The sequence below is a fragment of the Psychrobacter sp. ANT_H3 genome (assembly GCF_027919975.1).
In the GTDB taxonomy this organism is placed as follows: Bacteria; Pseudomonadota; Gammaproteobacteria; order Pseudomonadales; family Moraxellaceae; genus Psychrobacter; species Psychrobacter maritimus.
Genome location: NZ_JAQISM010000001.1, coordinates 337,043 through 354,104, shown reverse-complemented (window position 1 = coordinate 354,104; position 17,062 = coordinate 337,043). Strand labels below are relative to the sequence as shown.

Annotated in this window: 14 protein-coding genes; 11 read left to right on the top strand and 3 right to left on the bottom strand. The window is 42.8% G+C overall.

The genetic code is table 11. From position 1 onward, the window contains the following. Positions 1-375 precede the first annotated feature (375 nt). The 5 genes from pstS (at position 376) to phoU (ending at position 5,639) form a co-directional block, all read left to right on the top strand. Positions 376-1,533 carry a phosphate ABC transporter substrate-binding protein PstS gene (pstS, locus tag PG901_RS01375; RefSeq protein ID WP_271133206.1) on the top strand — a complete coding sequence of 386 codons (1,158 nt, stop codon included), beginning with the start codon at positions 376-378 and terminating at the stop codon, positions 1,531-1,533. 311 nt (positions 1,534-1,844) lie between these two features. Further along, complete coding sequence (gene pstC / locus PG901_RS01370; RefSeq protein WP_271133205.1) at positions 1,845-2,795, top strand: phosphate ABC transporter permease subunit PstC; 951 nt, start codon at positions 1,845-1,847, stop codon at positions 2,793-2,795. Between the two features lie 102 nt (positions 2,796-2,897). Continuing rightward, positions 2,898-3,803 (top strand): phosphate ABC transporter permease PstA, encoded by a 906-nt coding sequence (gene pstA / locus PG901_RS01365; RefSeq protein ID WP_271133204.1) that lies wholly within the window; start codon positions 2,898-2,900, stop codon positions 3,801-3,803. Between the two features lie 66 nt (positions 3,804-3,869). Next, a complete protein-coding gene (gene pstB, locus PG901_RS01360) occupies positions 3,870-4,796 on the top strand; it encodes a phosphate ABC transporter ATP-binding protein PstB (RefSeq protein ID WP_372828848.1) in 927 nt (308 codons plus the stop codon). Positions 4,797-4,898: 102 nt separating this feature from the next. Beyond that, positions 4,899-5,639: a phosphate signaling complex protein PhoU gene (gene phoU, locus PG901_RS01355; protein ID WP_271133374.1), complete on the top strand. Its 741-nt coding sequence runs from the start codon at positions 4,899-4,901 to the stop codon at positions 5,637-5,639. A gap of 185 nt (positions 5,640-5,824) precedes the next feature. Here phoU and PG901_RS01350 read toward each other — a convergent pair whose 3' ends face one another. Further along, entirely contained in the window at positions 5,825-6,769 is a 945-nt protein-coding gene (locus PG901_RS01350; RefSeq protein ID WP_271133203.1) for a bestrophin family protein, read from the bottom strand. A 299-nt stretch (positions 6,770-7,068) separates the two neighbouring features. Here PG901_RS01350 and PG901_RS01345 point away from each other — a divergent pair, with 299 nt between their 5' ends. Continuing rightward, positions 7,069-7,770, top strand: coding sequence for a hypothetical protein (locus PG901_RS01345; protein ID WP_271133202.1), 702 nt, complete (start codon positions 7,069-7,071; stop codon positions 7,768-7,770). Between the two features lie 164 nt (positions 7,771-7,934). On the opposite strand, the gene PG901_RS01340 is transcribed toward PG901_RS01345, so the two are convergent. After that, complete coding sequence (locus PG901_RS01340; RefSeq protein WP_201565620.1) at positions 7,935-8,243, bottom strand: hypothetical protein; 309 nt, start codon at positions 8,241-8,243, stop codon at positions 7,935-7,937. Between the two features lie 357 nt (positions 8,244-8,600). Between PG901_RS01340 and PG901_RS01335 the strand changes: the two genes are divergently transcribed. The 4 genes from PG901_RS01335 to PG901_RS01320 all read left to right on the top strand — a co-directional run bounded on the left by PG901_RS01335 (position 8,601) and on the right by PG901_RS01320 (position 13,142). After that, complete coding sequence (locus tag PG901_RS01335; RefSeq protein WP_271133201.1) at positions 8,601-9,257, top strand: DedA family protein; 657 nt, start codon at positions 8,601-8,603, stop codon at positions 9,255-9,257. 373 nt (positions 9,258-9,630) lie between these two features. Continuing rightward, positions 9,631-11,160, top strand: a complete 1,530-nt coding sequence (nirK, locus tag PG901_RS01330) for a copper-containing nitrite reductase (protein ID WP_271133200.1) — start codon at positions 9,631-9,633, stop codon at positions 11,158-11,160. A gap of 201 nt (positions 11,161-11,361) precedes the next feature. Next, complete coding sequence (locus tag PG901_RS01325; RefSeq protein WP_271133199.1) at positions 11,362-12,264, top strand: formylglycine-generating enzyme family protein; 903 nt, start codon at positions 11,362-11,364, stop codon at positions 12,262-12,264. 98 nt (positions 12,265-12,362) lie between these two features. After that, positions 12,363-13,142, top strand: a complete 780-nt coding sequence (locus PG901_RS01320; RefSeq protein ID WP_271133198.1) for an SCO family protein — start codon at positions 12,363-12,365, stop codon at positions 13,140-13,142. A gap of 197 nt (positions 13,143-13,339) precedes the next feature. Here the strand turns inward: PG901_RS01320 and PG901_RS01315 are convergent, their stop codons facing one another. Beyond that, entirely contained in the window at positions 13,340-14,887 is a 1,548-nt protein-coding gene (locus tag PG901_RS01315) for an acetyl-CoA hydrolase/transferase family protein (protein ID WP_271133197.1), read from the bottom strand. Positions 14,888-16,016: 1,129 nt separating this feature from the next. Here PG901_RS01315 and PG901_RS01310 point away from each other — a divergent pair. After that, entirely contained in the window at positions 16,017-16,880 is an 864-nt protein-coding gene (locus PG901_RS01310) for a universal stress protein (protein WP_271133196.1), read from the top strand. Positions 16,881-17,062 lie beyond the last annotated feature (182 nt).

Below are 17,062 nucleotides of genomic sequence, written 5' to 3'. Positions count from 1 at the left end.
CCTCACCTCAAACACTGTACTTTCAGCCCTATACTTTAAACGCTGTGCTTTGAACGCTTAGCCTTAAACCCTTACGCCCCAAAAAAACCAACGGCTCATCATAACGAATTTTGCGCTAGATAGCAGCTGCAATCCCCTTAAACGACTGCTTTATTAGGCTGGGTTTTTAATTGACCGACTTTTTTCATAAAAATGTCTTATTTCATCAAACTGTCATATTTGCTCGGCACAATGTGCTCATTGACCACCGAGCGTCTTTGCAGCAAAACCTTGCTAACCAAACATCGTTAGCAATACATTACTAAAAACCTGGGCAGCGACATTGTTATTCATAAATGCCCCATACTTAAATCTGATTACTTTTTAGGAGAAATAATGCGTTATTCATTAATGGCTTTAGCAGTCGCGAGTACCTTTACCTTAGCTGCTTGTAATCAAACCCCCAATAGTAATGAAAGCAATGAGCCGGCTACTTCGGCGCAATCAACCACCGCCTCTACCGACAGCGCAAACGTTCAGTCGACAGACAATGTATCGATGAATGTGTCGATGAATATCACCGGCGCAGGCGCCTCTTTCCCGCAGCCTATCTATGCTAAATGGTCAGATGCCTACAATAAAGCAACAGGCGGTCAAGTGAACTATCAGTCGATTGGTTCATCGGGTGGTATCAAACAAATCGTCGCAAAAACCGTTGATTTCGGCGCCTCTGATGCGCCAATGACGCCAGCTGAATTAAACGAAGCCGGTCTGATTCAATTCCCAACTGTTATCGGCGGCGTGGTACCTATCGTCAATATCGATGGCGTTGCACCTGGTCAATTAAAGCTCGATGGAAAAATGCTCGCTGACATCTATCTTGGCAAAATCAGCAACTGGAATGACCCTGCCATCGCAGCCATGAACCCTGATTTAACCCTTCCTGACGCTGCCATTACCACAGTATTCCGCTCAGATGGTTCGGGCACAACCTTTAACTTTACTGATTATTTAGCCAAAGTGTCAAACGACTGGAAAGACAGTGTTGGCGTCGATAAAACCGTGAAATGGCCAACCTCAGCAACCGGTGCGGGCGGTAAAGGTAACGAAGGCGTTTCAAGCTATGTGACGCGTATGAAAAACTCTATCGGCTACGTTGAATATGCCTATGCTAAGCAAAATGGCATGTCACACGTTGCCCTAAAAAATGCCGCCGGCAACGTCGTGCAACCGTCTGCGCAAACATTCGCCGCCGCTGGTGACATCGATTGGTCAAAGCAAGAAGGCTTTTATAAAGTCATCACCAACTCTGAGACCGACCAAGCATGGCCTATCGCTGCTGCGACCTTTATCTTAGTCCACAAACAGCCGCAAGATGCTAAGCAAGTGGCAGGCGTCCTTAACTTCTTTGATTGGGCTTATGCTCAGGGCGATGATGATGCGATGAGCCTCGATTACGTGCCTTTTTCAGATACGGCCGTAGCTTTATTTAAAGCAAAATGGAACGAGGTGGTCGACAGCGAAGGTAAGCCTGTCTATACCTCAGCACAGTAGCTCGAGGCTTATTAATTCAAAGCTTATTAATTCAAAGCTTATTAATTCGAGGCTTATTAATTCGAAAAGAAGCAAGTCGAGAATCAGCTAACTAATGCCATCAAGCAAATACTGAAAAGCGTGTTTGCTTGGTGACGTCTTAGCCGTAATGAGCTTAATGGCTGGTCGTTAGATGACACAGTTTATTACGGTAAGACGCTAAAGCTAAAACCCCTAAGGTTTTTTACAATCAAGCTTTCACACTAGCAAGCGTTAACACCATTCATCATTAACATAATGAAAAGTTAGAGCGATAAACAACAGAGGCTTTTATGGCAGACCTAAAATCCCAACTGGCAAAACAAAAACGCTTTGACGCGGTTTTTGTTAATGCCACCAAAGCATTTGCAATTTTGGTGCTCTTGTCGCTTGGCGGCATCATGCTGTCATTGATTGTCGGCGCATGGCCAAGTATCACTGAGTTTGGCTTGGGATTTTATACCAGCAATAACTGGGATACGGTGAACGATCAATACGGTGCACTTGCCCCCATTTACGGAACAGTGGTCACCTCGCTCATCGCTATCTGTATCGCCGTACCAGTCAGCTTTGGGATTGCTATCTTTTTAACGGAACTTTGTCCCAATTTTTTGAAAAAGCCATTGGGTATTGCTATCGAGCTGCTGGCAGGCATTCCTTCTATCATCTACGGCATGTGGGGCTTGTTTGTCTTTGCGCCGTTTTTTGGTGATCAAATTCAGCCTTGGTTTATTGAAAATATTGGCCCCCTACCTATTATTGGCAAGGTTTTTACCGGTGCGCCGATGGGACTGGGTATGTTTACCGCCTCATTAATACTGGCAATTATGATTATTCCCTTTATCGCCGCCACCATGCGCGATGTTTTCTCTGTGGTGCCAGACCTGCTAAAAGAATCGGCATACGGCATGGGCGCCACCACCTGGGAGGTCATGTTCAAAATTATCTTACCTTATACCAAAGCAGGTGTGGTTGGTGGCGTGATTTTGGGACTTGGTCGAGCGCTTGGCGAGACGATGGCTGTTACCTTTTTGATTGGTAATGCTTTCAATATCAGCCCAAGCCTATTTACCTCTGGGGTGACTATTACCTCAGCGCTGGCCAACGAGTTTGCCGAAGCGTCAAGTGAGCTGCACTTAGCGTCATTATTACATTTAGGGTTAATCCTATTTGTCATTACCTTTATCGTTCTATCAATATCTAAACTCATGCTCATGCGTATTGACCAAAAAGCAGGTAATTAAACACCCTATTTTAAAAGCTAACAAAGCAAATCAAAACAAGCCTAAACAAACTAAAACACGTCATTTGCAGCCATTATTTGACCTAAGAAGGACAAACACTTCATGACTTTAGCACCAGTCACTACGCAGCCAAGCCAGCCTTCTGTACGCTTTGAAGACCGCTACAACAAGCGTCTTTATAACAAGCGCCGTTTTATCAATAGATTGGGACTTGGGTTTGCCTTATCAGCGATTATATTTGGTTTGTTTTGGCTCATTTGGATTTTGATTACGCTGTTTGTTGAAGGCTTTCAAGGTCTCATCGAGATGCCTGTCTTTATGGCAGATACCCCGCCACCGATGGGCGAAGGCGGTCTACGCAATGCCATTGTTGGCTCAGTGATGTTGGCTTTTTCGGGCTTGGCGATTGGTGCCCCAATCGGCATGATGGCTGGCATTTATTTAGCGGAATTTTCACATGGCAGTATGCTGGGTAAAGTCACCCGATTTTTAAACGATATTTTATTGTCGGCCCCATCTATCGTGATTGGTCTGTTTATTTATGCCTTGATGGTCAAAGGACAGAGCTTTTCGGGTTGGGCCGGTGCATTGGCATTGGCGCTGATTGTGATTCCTATTGTCGTGCGTACGACGGAGAACATGCTAAACCTAGTGCCTAATACTTTGCGCGAAGCTGCTTATGCACTCGGCACACCAAAATGGAAGCTGGTCAGTACCGTGACACTGAAAGCTGCCAAAGCCGGTCTGACTACCGGTGTGCTGCTTGCTTTTGCGCGTATTACCGGTGAGACCGCGCCCTTGCTATTCACTGCGCTAAACAACCAGTACTTTAGTACCGATATGAGCCAACCGATGGCCAACTTACCCAATACGATTTATCAGTTTGCCATGAGTCCTTATGACAACTGGCATGCACTGGCTTGGGCGGCGGCGCTGCTCATTACTGCGACAGTATTATTCTTAAATATCGCCGCCCGCTTTATCGGTGGCAAAGACTATAGCAGATAATTTAAGGCTAACAAACGCACAGTTAAGAGCAAAAAAACACCCCCATTTAACAAAACTTTAAAACAGATGGATACCATTATGACTGATGTATTAGAGAGAAAAGCGACTAAGCCGATGACAGATACTAGCAGCAAACGCCGTTTACTAGATGACGCTATGTTTAACCATGGTCAGCATAAACAGCCAGATATCGCCCATCTTATCAAGCAAACCATGGCAGACATGCCTGATAACATGCCACCTGCCAAGATTACCATTCGCGATTTGGACTTTTATTATGGTGATTTTCAAGCGTTAAAAAACATCAATATCGATATCCCAGAAAAAAAGGTCACCGCTTTTATTGGTCCCTCAGGCTGCGGTAAATCAACGCTGCTACGTACCTTTAACCGTATGTATGACTTGTATCCGAGTATGCATGCTGAAGGTCAAATTACCCTTGATGGCCAAAATATTTTGGCCAAAGATATGGATGTTAACTTGCTGCGTGCGCGTGTCGGTATGGTTTTTCAAAAGCCCACACCCTTCCCGATGTCTATTTATGACAACGTCGCATTTGGCGTCCGTCTCTATGAAAAGCTCAGCAAAGCAGAGCTGGATGAGCGTGTCGAGTGGGCACTCAAAAAAGCAGCATTATGGCTGGAAGTCAAAGACAAACTTAAAGCGTCAGGATTGTCATTATCGGGCGGTCAACAGCAGCGACTTTGTATCGCCCGCGGAGTAGCAACAAAGCCTGAAGTCTTGCTATTAGATGAGCCAACGTCAGCGCTCGACCCCATCTCTACTGGCGCGATTGAAGATTTGATTACCGATTTAAAAAACGACTATACCATTGCTATCGTCACCCACAATATGCAGCAGGCCGCGCGCGTCTCCGACTACACCGCTTATATGTATTTGGGAGACATGGTAGAAATGGGTGAAACAGATCAAATATTCACCAACCCAGCACAAAAAGCGACTGAAGATTATATTACCGGTCGTTATGGCTAAGTCGCTGTTCGCTTAAAGCAATCATTTCTAGCAGTCATTTATCACGCTACTCATTTTGGCAATATTTTTATGAGCAACACCAATACGATTAAGGAAGCAAGCATGGCGATAACGGCAAAGCATTTATCAAAGAGTTTTGATAATGACTTACATGACGTGATTGAGCTGTTTATGCAAATGGGTCACATGGCAGCAGAGCAAGTCATGGTTGCGACACGCGCCCTGATAGCCGCAGATGAGGCGACCGCAAAAAAAGTGATTGAAGACGACCATTTGATCAATCAGCTAGAGATTAAAATCGATGAGCAAATTATTTTGTTAGTCGCTAAGCGCCAGCCAGCCGCCAATGATTTGCGCTTAGTGATGGCGCTGAGCAAAGGCATTGTCGACTTTGAACGTGTCGGTGACGAAGCAGAAAAAATCGCCCGTATGGCCTGCCAATTGATTGAAGATGGCGCGTCACCAAGAGGTTATTCAGAGGTTCAGCATTTATCCAATCAGGTACGCTTGATGCTGCTCGATGCCATTGACGCCTTCTCAAATATGAATCCGCAGCAGGCATTTTCAGTATTGCAAAGCGATACCGCGGTCAATGAAGAGTACCAATCGGCCACGCGTGCCTTGATGACCTATATTATGGAAGACAGCCGCCATGTGTCCAAAGTGATTAATATACTATGGGTATTGCGCGCCCTAGAACGGGTGGGCGATCATGCTCGCAACATTGCTGAGCTGGTTATTTTTTGCACCAGCGGTAAAGATGTGCGGCATACGGACTTTATGCAAGTCGAACAAATCGTCCAGCAAACCACTGATGCTGGCATGAGTAATCAGAGTAAATAGCTTGCTGACGCCATTTGGATGACTGTCAATTGAATGGAGGGCTTATTCATGTCTTTATTTGCTTTGGCTGAAAGGCAATTAACTTAAGTATGCACACGCTTTAAGCAATTACCTGCCACGCAACAACAAACGCTGCTAAGCTTTTTAAACAGCATTTAATGGTCATTATGACAATTATAAATCACTTATTGTAAATAGCCGTTTTTAGCTATGATATTCGGCGGCAACTCGGTTTCGCCCAAAGCTTCTAGCAAATTAATCTCAATAGTACGTGATAAGGCCGTCAGCGGTAATTGGTTGGCAGCCAAACCAAAAGGCTCTTCCAACTCTTCACTTAGCGCATCCAAACCAAAAAAGGTATAAGCAATGACCCCGCAAATCAAGGGCGTCACCCAGCCTAAAGAAGAAACCAAACCAAAAGGCAGCATAAAGCAATATAGATACGTCGTGCGATGCACCAGTAGCGTATAAGCAAACGGCAATGGTGTGCTATGAATACGCTCACAAGCGGACAAAACCACCGTCATCGAATTTAGGCGCTCATCCATATTTTGTATCATATGCTCTGACGTCAAGCGCCGCCGCCGACAATAGCCAAGCTCCTTACCTAGCAGACGCAGTAGATAATCTGGCAAATTTTGTGCTTGCTTCATGCTGGTATGATGTATAGGTTCTACAAAACGCTCGACATCTTGCCAAGGCGAGCTGTCACGCAATCGATGACGTAAGGCATGGGTAAAAGCGATGCTTAAATACACCAATCGCCGCTGGCTATCTCGCCCCTCCTTATTTTCTTGCCCATTCTTACTTTCATCATCTATATAAGACAGCACTTGACGGGTAAAGCTGCGCGTATCATAGACCAATTGCCCCCATAGCCCACGAGCTTCCCACCAGCGCTGATAACTGGCATTATTCCGAAAACCTAGAAACAACGATAAGGCAATCCCAAGCAAGGTAAACGGTGCGACGCTATAAGAAGAAAAAGAACTGGGAAACCCATGCTGAATATTGGTGATAAAGGCACTGATCAGACTAATGAGCAAAATCTGCGGATAGACCTTTGGCAGGATGGAGCCACGCAAGGTAAAAAGCAGTTTGATGGCGCTGGGCTTTTGCTTGACGATCATTTTAACGTCCTAACGAATGGTACTTATAGAAAATAACTGTGATTTTTTGCAGGACGAAATGATAACAGACTAAGGAGGTATGAACAGTAAAAACACCTATTAATCCTGTTTTAATTGGCTAGTAGTTCTTATCGCCCATTCATTCAATAAATTTCTGCAAAATCATCGGTTGTTATAATGATGTAAGGATAGCAGGCGCAGGGATACACAGCAGATGTTATCGCTTAAAAATTCGATTATAGTAGATAGGTCTATCACTTATTAATAAATTGCAGTTAAATAAATCGAGGGAATATACCATGAAAAAATTAGGATTACTTGTCGCTGTATCGGTAGGCTTAAGCGCTTGTGCGGGTGGTATGAACGGTGGCACCACACCGGGCAATTCAAATAACATTGTCACTCAATATCCCGTTGAAGCAGCCATGCTCAATATTTATACTAAAGCTCGCAGTCAAAGCCTAGTGGCGACCGTCGGCAATCAAACGGCCTCTGCGGATATCAAAGTTACGCCCAAAGGCAGTATGGTCTTTAATAATAAACAAGTACAAGGCGCTGAAGTAAACACCATCAACAAAGTAAACAATCAAGTCACTGATCAATCGGTCGCTATTAATTACTTTACCCTCAATCCCTTGGTATTCCATGGTTTCACTGACAGCTCAGGTAAGTATTCGCTGTCGAATCAGACCACAACCATTCCCAAAATGGCAACGGTTGGCTCATCAAGCAAATTGATTACTGAAGACGTTTACGCCGATAGAAGTATGCGCAAAAAAATAGGTACTTATAACCAAGATTGGTCTTTGACCAGAGACAGCAATAATACCGCGTGGTTTTGTATAGAAACCTCAGGCAATCTGCTGCTCAATAACGATCCTAATGGCAGCTCGTCAGAATGCTATAAAATCAATGCGCGCGGCGATATCTTAGACAGTAAAGTAACCATCAGCCAGCCATCTACTAATGGCGCTAAAACAATTACCTTTACCAGTCGATAGTTATCATATTATCTGTAAAGGGCTATAGTTTTACTAAAACTGAAATAAAAAGAGCTGCAAACAATTTGCAGCTCTTTTTTTTGGACAATTTACTCTCATCTTACTCTCATCAAAAACCTGAACATTCAAAACTTGTTCGTCAAAAGCTTGAGTTATCGAAGTATTTACTGCACGCCATCTGCTGGGGTTTGATCCAAATTTGCATTACTCTCGTTGACGGTTACAGTGTCATCGGCTTTCTGCTCACCATCATTACCCGACATTCCATCTGCGGTCATACCGGTTTCGACAACTTCAGTGCCTTCTTCACTCGCCTCGTCGACGGCCACTTCATCTGCCACTTCGGTCGAATCTGCCGCCACATCTTCTCTCTCATTACTACAAGCCGTAACGCCGACAATACTGGCAAACAATGCGATCCATAACGCCTGCCGCGCTTTGGTTAATCCTACATTTGCTGTTATTTTATTCATCTTAATCTCCTTGATAGCTCTCTAAATATTAAATGCCTAATGAGGTTTTTGTGCTAAAAAACCTTTATGAAATATGAATAGTCTAAAATAAGCACGATTAAGACGACCTTATGCCATAAACTTGGCAGTAAATAGAAGCTTCTTGTGTGTTTTTATTAACTATTTATTAAGATAAATAAAATACTAAGCCTGTACAGATTGCGCTCTGTCCTCGAGCTGCTCTCAGATAAACGCATTAAATGACGGACTTTTAGCAATATTTAATACATACTAAGCCCGTAATTTAGTACAAATAATTTTGATAAATGCCCGTATGATTTATTGTTTCTTTATTCCAACCTTGAGCGAGTCTTTACAATGGATCAAATGAGTGCATGGGTACTCGGTATCATGGCAAAATTCGGTTACTTTGGCATTATTTTTGCCATGTTTGCTGAAAACATCTTTCCGCCGATCCCTTCTGAAGTCATTATGCCAGCCGCTGGCTTTGCCGCTGCCAAAGGCGATTTAAGCATTATTCTGGTGATATTAGCCGGTACGCTTGGGGCGGTGCTGGGGGCGGTGCCTTTATACTATGTGGGTCGCGTATTTGATGAGCCGCGTTTGGTCGCATTTACGGAAAAGTATGGTAAATATCTGTTTGTAAAGCCTGCTGATATCACCGCGGCAAATGCATGGTTTGATAAACATGGCAAGATGGCAGTGTTTTTTGGACGTATGGTGCCGGGGGTGCGCTCGCTGATTTCTATCCCAGCTGGCATGAATAGAATGGCGCTATTGCCCTTTTTGGCATTGACGGCTTTAGGGGCTAGTATTTGGACAGCGATATTGGCTTTAGCGGGCTATTACTTAGGTCAAAACTATGACGCCGTCGCCGGCATGTTAGCGCCTTATTCCAAAGCAATCGGCATACTGATAGTGGTCGCTGTGATTGGTTTACTTATTAAACGCCGTTTATCCAGTCAAGAAAGTACGAATGATAAAAACAGTAGTAGTAATAGTAATGAGCGTTAAAAAAGCTTCTCTTACTCTCGAACCAATAATTACGCTTGATTAAAAGGTTAAAAACTCTCAACGTTTAGACTATTCAGAGCATTACTTTCTAGTACACTAAATTGTAAAAACACCTAACTAAATTCATAACTCGCCAGTACAAAAAGCGTGAATAAATCTTACTGGAATAATTCGCTTATTCTATAACATTCATTTAAAATGAATTTTATAGAAGCCAATTTAGAAGCTCGCAACTTTTATAATGTTGTTATTTGATTTTTTTGTTTTGATAGTGATGTTTGCTTTTCATCACAATTAACATTGGGATGATTAGAAGAGATAAAAATCGAGCTTTGTTAAATGAGCCACTTATTTTTAATTTTTGGAGAGCCTTATGCGCCTTTTTAATTCAACATCTTCTGAGCATCAATCACTTACCTACTCTAAGCTTGCCCTAGTATGTCTACTCGCTCTTGGCACAGCAGGGATGGTTGGTTGTGATAAATCAACCCCTGATGATGATGCTACTGCAACCACAACAGAGACTACTCAAGCCAAAAAGGATAGCAAGGCGCCAAATACTAAAAATGGTGAGTTACCAGTGATTGACGCTATTATCACCCATGCGCCTGATGTGCCTCCACCCATCGATCGTGACTATGCAGCAAAAGTCATCGTAAAAATGGAAACTGTGGAAAAAACCATGCGCTTAGCGGATGGCGTTGAGTATAATTTCTGGACGTTTGGCGGTCAGGTACCAGGACAGTTTATTCGCGTGCGTCAAGGTGATGAAATTGAGTTTCATTTGTCAAATCATCCTGACTCTAAAATGCCGCACAATATTGATTTACACGCCGTGACAGGTCCAGGGGGCGGTGCCGCCTCTTCCTTTACTTCTCCTGGTTATACCTCTGAGTTTAACTTTAAAGCATTAAAACCCGGCTTATACGTTTATCACTGTGCAGTAGCGCCCGTCGGCATGCACATCGCAAACGGTATGTACGGTCTGATTTTGGTTGAGCCAGAAGAAGGCTTACCAAAAGTTGATCGTGAATTCTACGTGATGCAAGGCGATTTCTACACCAAAGGTAACTATGGTGATAAAGGGTTACAACCTTTTGATATGGAAAAAGCGGTGAAGGAACAAGCTGACTACGTGTTATTTAACGGTTCAGTAGGCGCTCTAACAGGTGAAAACGCGCTTAAAGCGAAAGTTGGTGAAACGGTTCGTCTGTTTGTCGGTAACGGTGGTCCTAACTTGGTTTCATCCTTCCACGTCATCGGTGAGATTTTTGACAAGGTAAATATGGAAGGTGGTAGCGCTGAGAACCATAATGTTCAAACCACGCTTATTCCCGCAGGTGGCGCGGCTATTACCCAATTCAAGGTAGATGTCCCAGGTGAGCTTGTGATGGTTGACCACTCTATTTTCCGAGCATTTAACAAAGGGGCACTTGGTATCATCGATGTCGAAGGTCCTGAAAATGCAAAAATCTACTCTGGAAAAGTGCGTGAAGAGGTCTATTTACCTGAAGGCTCAGCGGCGCAAAGCATCGGCAAAACCAATGCACCGGCTCCCGTAGTGACCGCTGCCAACAAGCAAGAAAGAATTAAAATGGGTGAGTCTGTTTACGCCAGTAACTGTGCGGCCTGTCACCAATTAAATGGTGCTGGTATACCAAAAGCTTTCCCACCCTTGGCCAAATCAGACTACCTCAACCAAGACCCCAAACGTGCCATCAATGCTATTTTGCATGGCTTGACAGGCAAAATCACCGTCAACGGTGAAGAGTACAACAGTGTCATGCCAGCGGTCGCCTTAGATGATGAAAAAGTCGCTAACGTCGTCACTTATATCATCAATAGTTGGGGCAATAAAGGTGGTGAAGTCACCTCAGCAGATGTCAAAGCCGCTCGTAAATAACCAAATATTCTATCGTTACATCAAAACGGTGTCTGACTCAATCAGAGTTTGGCACCGTCACTATAAATAAAGCTTTAAAAACAGAAAGCTTTGATAGTGGTTGATTGACTAAATGGCTCATTAACTAAATGGCTAAATGAATAACGGCTTGATTGACTGCTATACGCCCCGCCCTTTTTTGGGACTACTAGGAGATTAGTTATGTTATCGATTCACATCACTAACACTCACAAAAGCAACACTCGCAGCATTAAAATTCACAAAAACAAAACTTTAAAAATTAACACCCAAAAGATTCTGAATACGACTGCTCGCCCGCTAGCACTGTTATTGGTCGTTAGCGCACTGACCGTAACAACAGACTTTGGGTTTATGAGCACACAAGCGCAAGCAAAAGAGCTGACCATTCAGCCCGGTACTTATCGTCCGTTATATTTGAGTAAAAACTCACCGTTAGTGGCAGTCGATACATTCAAAATTGATGAGTTACCAGTTACTAACATACAATTTTATCAGTTTTTAAAAGAAAACCCAAAGTTTCGCCAACGGGCGATTGCGCCTATTTTTGCCGATGCCGGTTATTTAAAACACTGGATTAATACCAAAGATATCTCTGTCCCCAAAAAGACTGATTTTCGTCAGCCTGTGGTCAATGTGTCATGGTATGCCGCCAATCAATATTGCCGCGCTCAAAACAAGCGCTTGCCAACCGTTGAACAGTGGGAATATGTCGCACAGGCTTCTACGACCAATAAAAACGGTAGCTTGGAGACCGGCTACAACCAACGCATCCTTGATTGGTATAGCAAATCATCTGGTAGCAAAGACCAACTTGCTGATGTCGGACAAAGCCCTGCCAACTATTGGGGCGTAAAAGACATGCACGGTTTGATTTGGGAATGGACAGAGAATTTTAACAATAGCTTAGTCACTGGCGAATCACGTGCCGACAGCAACCTGAACCAACAGATGTTTTGCGGCTCGGGCGCAGCAGGTGCGGTCGACCCAAGTGATTATGCGGCATTTATGCGTTATGGTTTTCGCTCAAGCTTAGAAGCCAAATACACGGTTAGCAGCCTTGGTTTTCGTTGCGCTAGTAATTAATTTACCTCAAAAAAGCGCCCTTTTAACATATTACCCTTTTAACCTAGCGCCCTACTTTTTATGCTCAATTCAATTTAATGGCCTCTAAGGATTGTCTTATGAAAACAATAAAAACCATGCAAAATACAAGATTGCAAAATACAGCGACTCACCTATTGTCTAATGTGGCTCATGCTATCAAACTGACTATGACTGCAGGACTATGCATTGGCTTACTCGCTTGTAGCAATCCTGACGCCCCTAACTCGTCGTCAACACAAAACAGTCAACCTGATCCTACTTCTGAGTCTAGAGTAGCGAAAGATGCTCATCACGATACGAAGGACATAGATCATAAACAGATGAATCATACCGATATGAATGCACACGAGCCTGCAGAAGCGTTAGGGCAAGATTATTCTATCTATCAGGCAGGTGGCGACTGGACAGACCATCATGGCAATACCTTTGAGCTTGGTAAGTTGCAGGGTAAAAATCAAGTAGTGGTGATGGCTTATACCAGCTGTCAGCACACCTGCCCTATCTTAGTGCAATCGATGAAACAGATGTATCAAGAGATGACGCCTGAAGCGCGTGCGCAAACGGAGTTTTTACTGGCGACATTAGACACTGAGCGCGATAGCGTTGAGGTGATGAAAAATTTTGCTGCACATAATGATCTTGGTGATAACTGGCGCCTGATTCGTAGCGATGAAGCCAGCACCCGTATGCTTGCCAATACCTTAAATATCAAATATCAATTTGCCGATAATGGCGATATTAACCATTCCAACCTGATTTCCGTGTTAGATAAAGATGGTCGCTTAGTCGCCCAAGGCGTCGGTGTTGCCGACTCTGGCATTAAGCCGTTGATTGAGTATTTAAACAGCCACAGCTAAAAATCAAAAAGCTTACCTTTTAAATGATATTGTAAAAGCTGTAGTTTTAACCTTTACCTTACTTTTACATTTACCTTTATTTTAAAGACAAAAAAACACCGTTTATCTGCTAGCAGACAAGCGGTGTTTTTAATGGTGCAATCAGCTATGTCGCTGATTCTAGCTTTAAGGCTTTAACTAGGTATTTAATGAAGCATTTAAACTGCTAAAGCCAAACCTTTTTTGACGCGCATATCACCGGTTTCAACATAACGTTGATGCCATGACAATGCTTCACTCAAGATATGAGGCGTTTGCATACCAGCAGTCTGTGCCGCGCGATCATAGTAATCTTGCAGCATAGGACGATAATCAGGATGGGCGCAGTTATCAATGATTTTTTGCGCGCGTTGACGCGGTGATAAACCACGCAAGTCAGCCAAACCTTGCTCAGTGACAATAATCATCACGTCATGCTCAGTATGGTCAACGTGTGACACCATAGGCGTGATGCACGAGATAGCGCCACCTTTGGCAACCGATGGGCTTACAAACATTGAGGTAAAGGCGTTACGAGCAAAGTCACCAGAGCCGCCCAAACCATTCATCATGTTGGTACCCATGACGTGGGTTGAGTTGACGTTGCCATAAAGGTCACACTCAATCATCGCATTAATGGCCAACACGCCGAGACGACGCGAGACTTCAGGATGGTTGGTGATTTCTTGTGGACGCAGGATAATGCGTTTGCGCAATTCTTCAATATTAGCGTTAAAACGGTCTAATGCATCTGGGCTTAACGACATGGCAGTCGCAGAAGCTTGGGTCATTTTGCCTGACAGAATCAAATCTAACATACCGTCTTGTAATACTTCGGTATAGCCGGTTAGATTTTCAAATGGACTGGCTTGCAATCCTGACAATACCGCATTGGCAACGTTACCGACACCCGACTGGATAGGCAATAAACTGGCTGGCATGCGACCTTTTTTTACTTCTTCATGGAAGAAGTCAATGATATAACCGGCAATTTTGGTTGAACATTCGTCAGGATCAGCAAATTTGCTATTGCGGTCTGGTGAATCTGTTAAGACCACGGCAACGACTTTATCTAAATCACAGGTCAGGTAAGGCGAGCCAACACGCTCACCTGGCGTGGTGATTGGAATCGGTTTGCGATACGGCGGTACACCGATGTCATCAAAAACATCGTGCATGCCTTCTAACAGAATATTTTGGCGGCTGTTTACTTCAAGGATAATCTGGTCAGCATTATCTAACCAAGCATTATTGTTACCGATAGAGGTAGAAGGAATCAGGCGACCGTCTGGTAAAATTCCAGCGACTTCAACCACCGCTATATGCATGTCACCATAAAAACCAAAGGTGCTTTGCTGCGCGACATGGGATAAGTGCATATCGAAATAATGCGTTTCGCCAGTATTGATTTGTTTACGGAGGGCAGGTTCTGACTGATAAGGCGTGCGCATCTTGATACCGTTGGCGTCAGCCAATACACCATCACATTCTGCGGCAGTTGAGGCGCCGGTTAACAAACCGATTTTGAACTCTTCGCCGCGCGCTTGGGCCGCTTTGATACGCTCTGCTAATGCGGATGGGACGGCTTTTGGATAACCTGCTCCCGTAAAACCACTCATTCCAACATTCATATCATGTAAGATAAAGGTAGCTGCTTGCTCAGCAGACATGATTTTTTCACGCAAACCTTCATGACGGACGCGCTCTTCGTGGTTAATTGTACTCATACCTTATTTTCCTAGTAACTTCCCTATTAACACCAAACCCTCAGATTAATAAAATAATGAGACGTTTGATACCGAACCAACGATAAAATACAATAGAGCATATTAACAACTTTACGATAAAAAACAAGTTGATTGTCTCATGTTTTAATATTAGCACTTAAAAATTCATACTTATTTATTGACAATCGTTCACTATTAAAATAAATATTCGTGTTCATTTTTTAAAGCCTTTGAATAAAGCATTTCTTTTTTCTATTATAGAAGCTGCTTATTTTTCGTTTTTTATCATTTATAATGAATTCATATAACTGTTGTAGATTAAATCGTCTTATTTATTTATCGTTAAAATTGCCATACAAACAAGTCTAGTCATACAAAATTCAGTGTGACGTTTGTCTCTATTAACAACTCAGTACGACAAGCTATACAATCCCAACCTGACGCATAAACCTACTTTTGCTAGTAAACTGAAACAGTTAGCGAATAAAAAATCTTTTTCACATAACAATGTCTTTAAAAAACGATAATAGTAAGTGTAAAAAGATATTCATTTTTAAATAAATATAAAACCACTAATTATTAGTGAATAAAAATCACAAGACAATAACTTGCTACTTTCAAATAAAAAGTGATTGAAAAAATTATAGATATCGCGTTTGTAATTAATAATAAATGAATATTCGAAACTACTAAGACAGCCTTTTATTGATTAAATACTAAAGTCTATTGTTATTTAACAAATGATACATAATGGAATATTGTTCTATCTTTAAAATGATTTTATTTAACTTTAAATTTTTTATCGTTTACAAGCCATACCTTTGCTAGAACGTTGATAAGAAGTTGCGACGATATAGACACTGTGCTTTAAGCATGCACGTTGCCACTGAGATCAGCTTTTCAAAATGCTTAGACTACAAAGTGCACGGTGAACTGAGAATCTATGTCAGCAAAGCACCATTTAAGATATTGCTCTGTGATTTTGCAATGATACGATTTAAGGTAAGATGGTAGTCAAAGATGAATGATTGGCGATTTAATTGAAAAGTAGATGCTTACCCTGTCTTAAAAAAGCATTCTATCAATAAACCTGTTTCTCAAAGTATAAATGCAAATCTAAGGACAGATTATGATAACGAAAGAGCACGTTTTGGCTTGTATTGATGGCTCAGCAGTGACTGGGTCAGTATGCGATTATGCGGCGTGGTATGCAAAAAAGCTGAATTTAGCGGTGGGATTATTGCACGTCAGCGATGTGGCAGCATCGGTCAGACGCGACTTATCAGGAGCCATCGGCATTAACAGCCGCCAGTCTTTGCTCGATGAGTTATCAAAGCTCGATGAACAAAGGGCAAAAGTCGTAAACAGCTATAGTAATGCGTTGGTACAAGATGCAAAAAGTCATATCCAAAGTAACTTTGCAGGCGTGACCGTCTGTATCTATCAACGCCGCGGTAAGCTGCTGCCAGCGATTGAGCATTTTCAAGAAAAAAACCGTGCTATCGTCATGGGTCGCCGCGGGGAAGATCATAAAAACAGCCGCATCAATATCGGCAGCCAAATCGAAACGGTTGCCCGCGCCTCAAACGTACCGGTGTTGATTTGTTCAGAGAAATTTAAAGAGCCTCAATCATATATGGTGGCGTTTGACGGCAGTAAAACCGCGATTAAAGCCATACAGATGCTTGCAGAGAGTAACCTTTTACAAGGCTTGCAAGGTCATATTGTGATGATCGGACATGATAATGAAGCATCTAAAAAAAGCCTAGAAGATGCTGTAATCCAAATGAGAACCGCAGGCTTTAGCGTAGACTCCCATCATTTGCCACAGCTTGATGCGGTTAACGGTTTACTTAGTTTTCAGCTTGAAAATAATATTGATATTATTGTGGTTGGGGCTTATGGACGCTCTAAGCTCCAGCATTTGTTTTTGGGTAGTACAACGACAGAGATTATCGCTAGCACCCTATCGCCTGTTATTTTAGTGCGTTAGACATTTGATAACACAGACTTTAATGTCATCAACCTTTATAGTCAGTGAAAAGTAATATCGATACATCACGCGCTGCTGATATCAATTTTTCTTGCTTGCTGTGCCTGCGCAGACAGAGGCTACAAAAAATTGATATCAGCAATACCGTAGCGTTTTTAGGGTATTTTGACTATAGTTCACAA

Coding starts and splice junctions, on each gene's coding strand:
- PG901_RS01310 (WP_271133196.1), top strand. CDS start 16,017: ATGATAACGAAAGAGCACGTTTTGGCTTGTATTGATGGCTCAGCAGTG.
- PG901_RS01315 (WP_271133197.1), bottom strand. CDS start 14,887: ATGAGTACAATTAACCACGAAGAGCGCGTCCGTCATGAAGGTTTGCGT.
- PG901_RS01350 (WP_271133203.1), bottom strand. CDS start 6,769: ATGATCGTCAAGCAAAAGCCCAGCGCCATCAAACTGCTTTTTACCTTG.
- PG901_RS01325 (WP_271133199.1), top strand. CDS start 11,362: ATGTTATCGATTCACATCACTAACACTCACAAAAGCAACACTCGCAGC.
- PG901_RS01340 (WP_201565620.1), bottom strand. CDS start 8,243: ATGAATAAAATAACAGCAAATGTAGGATTAACCAAAGCGCGGCAGGCG.
- pstS (WP_271133206.1), top strand. CDS start 376: ATGCGTTATTCATTAATGGCTTTAGCAGTCGCGAGTACCTTTACCTTA.
- pstC (WP_271133205.1), top strand. CDS start 1,845: ATGGCAGACCTAAAATCCCAACTGGCAAAACAAAAACGCTTTGACGCG.
- pstB (WP_372828848.1), top strand. CDS start 3,870: ATGGATACCATTATGACTGATGTATTAGAGAGAAAAGCGACTAAGCCG.
- PG901_RS01335 (WP_271133201.1), top strand. CDS start 8,601: ATGGATCAAATGAGTGCATGGGTACTCGGTATCATGGCAAAATTCGGT.
- PG901_RS01345 (WP_271133202.1), top strand. CDS start 7,069: ATGAAAAAATTAGGATTACTTGTCGCTGTATCGGTAGGCTTAAGCGCT.
- PG901_RS01320 (WP_271133198.1), top strand. CDS start 12,363: ATGAAAACAATAAAAACCATGCAAAATACAAGATTGCAAAATACAGCG.
- nirK (WP_271133200.1), top strand. CDS start 9,631: ATGCGCCTTTTTAATTCAACATCTTCTGAGCATCAATCACTTACCTAC.
- pstA (WP_271133204.1), top strand. CDS start 2,898: ATGACTTTAGCACCAGTCACTACGCAGCCAAGCCAGCCTTCTGTACGC.
- phoU (WP_271133374.1), top strand. CDS start 4,899: ATGGCGATAACGGCAAAGCATTTATCAAAGAGTTTTGATAATGACTTA.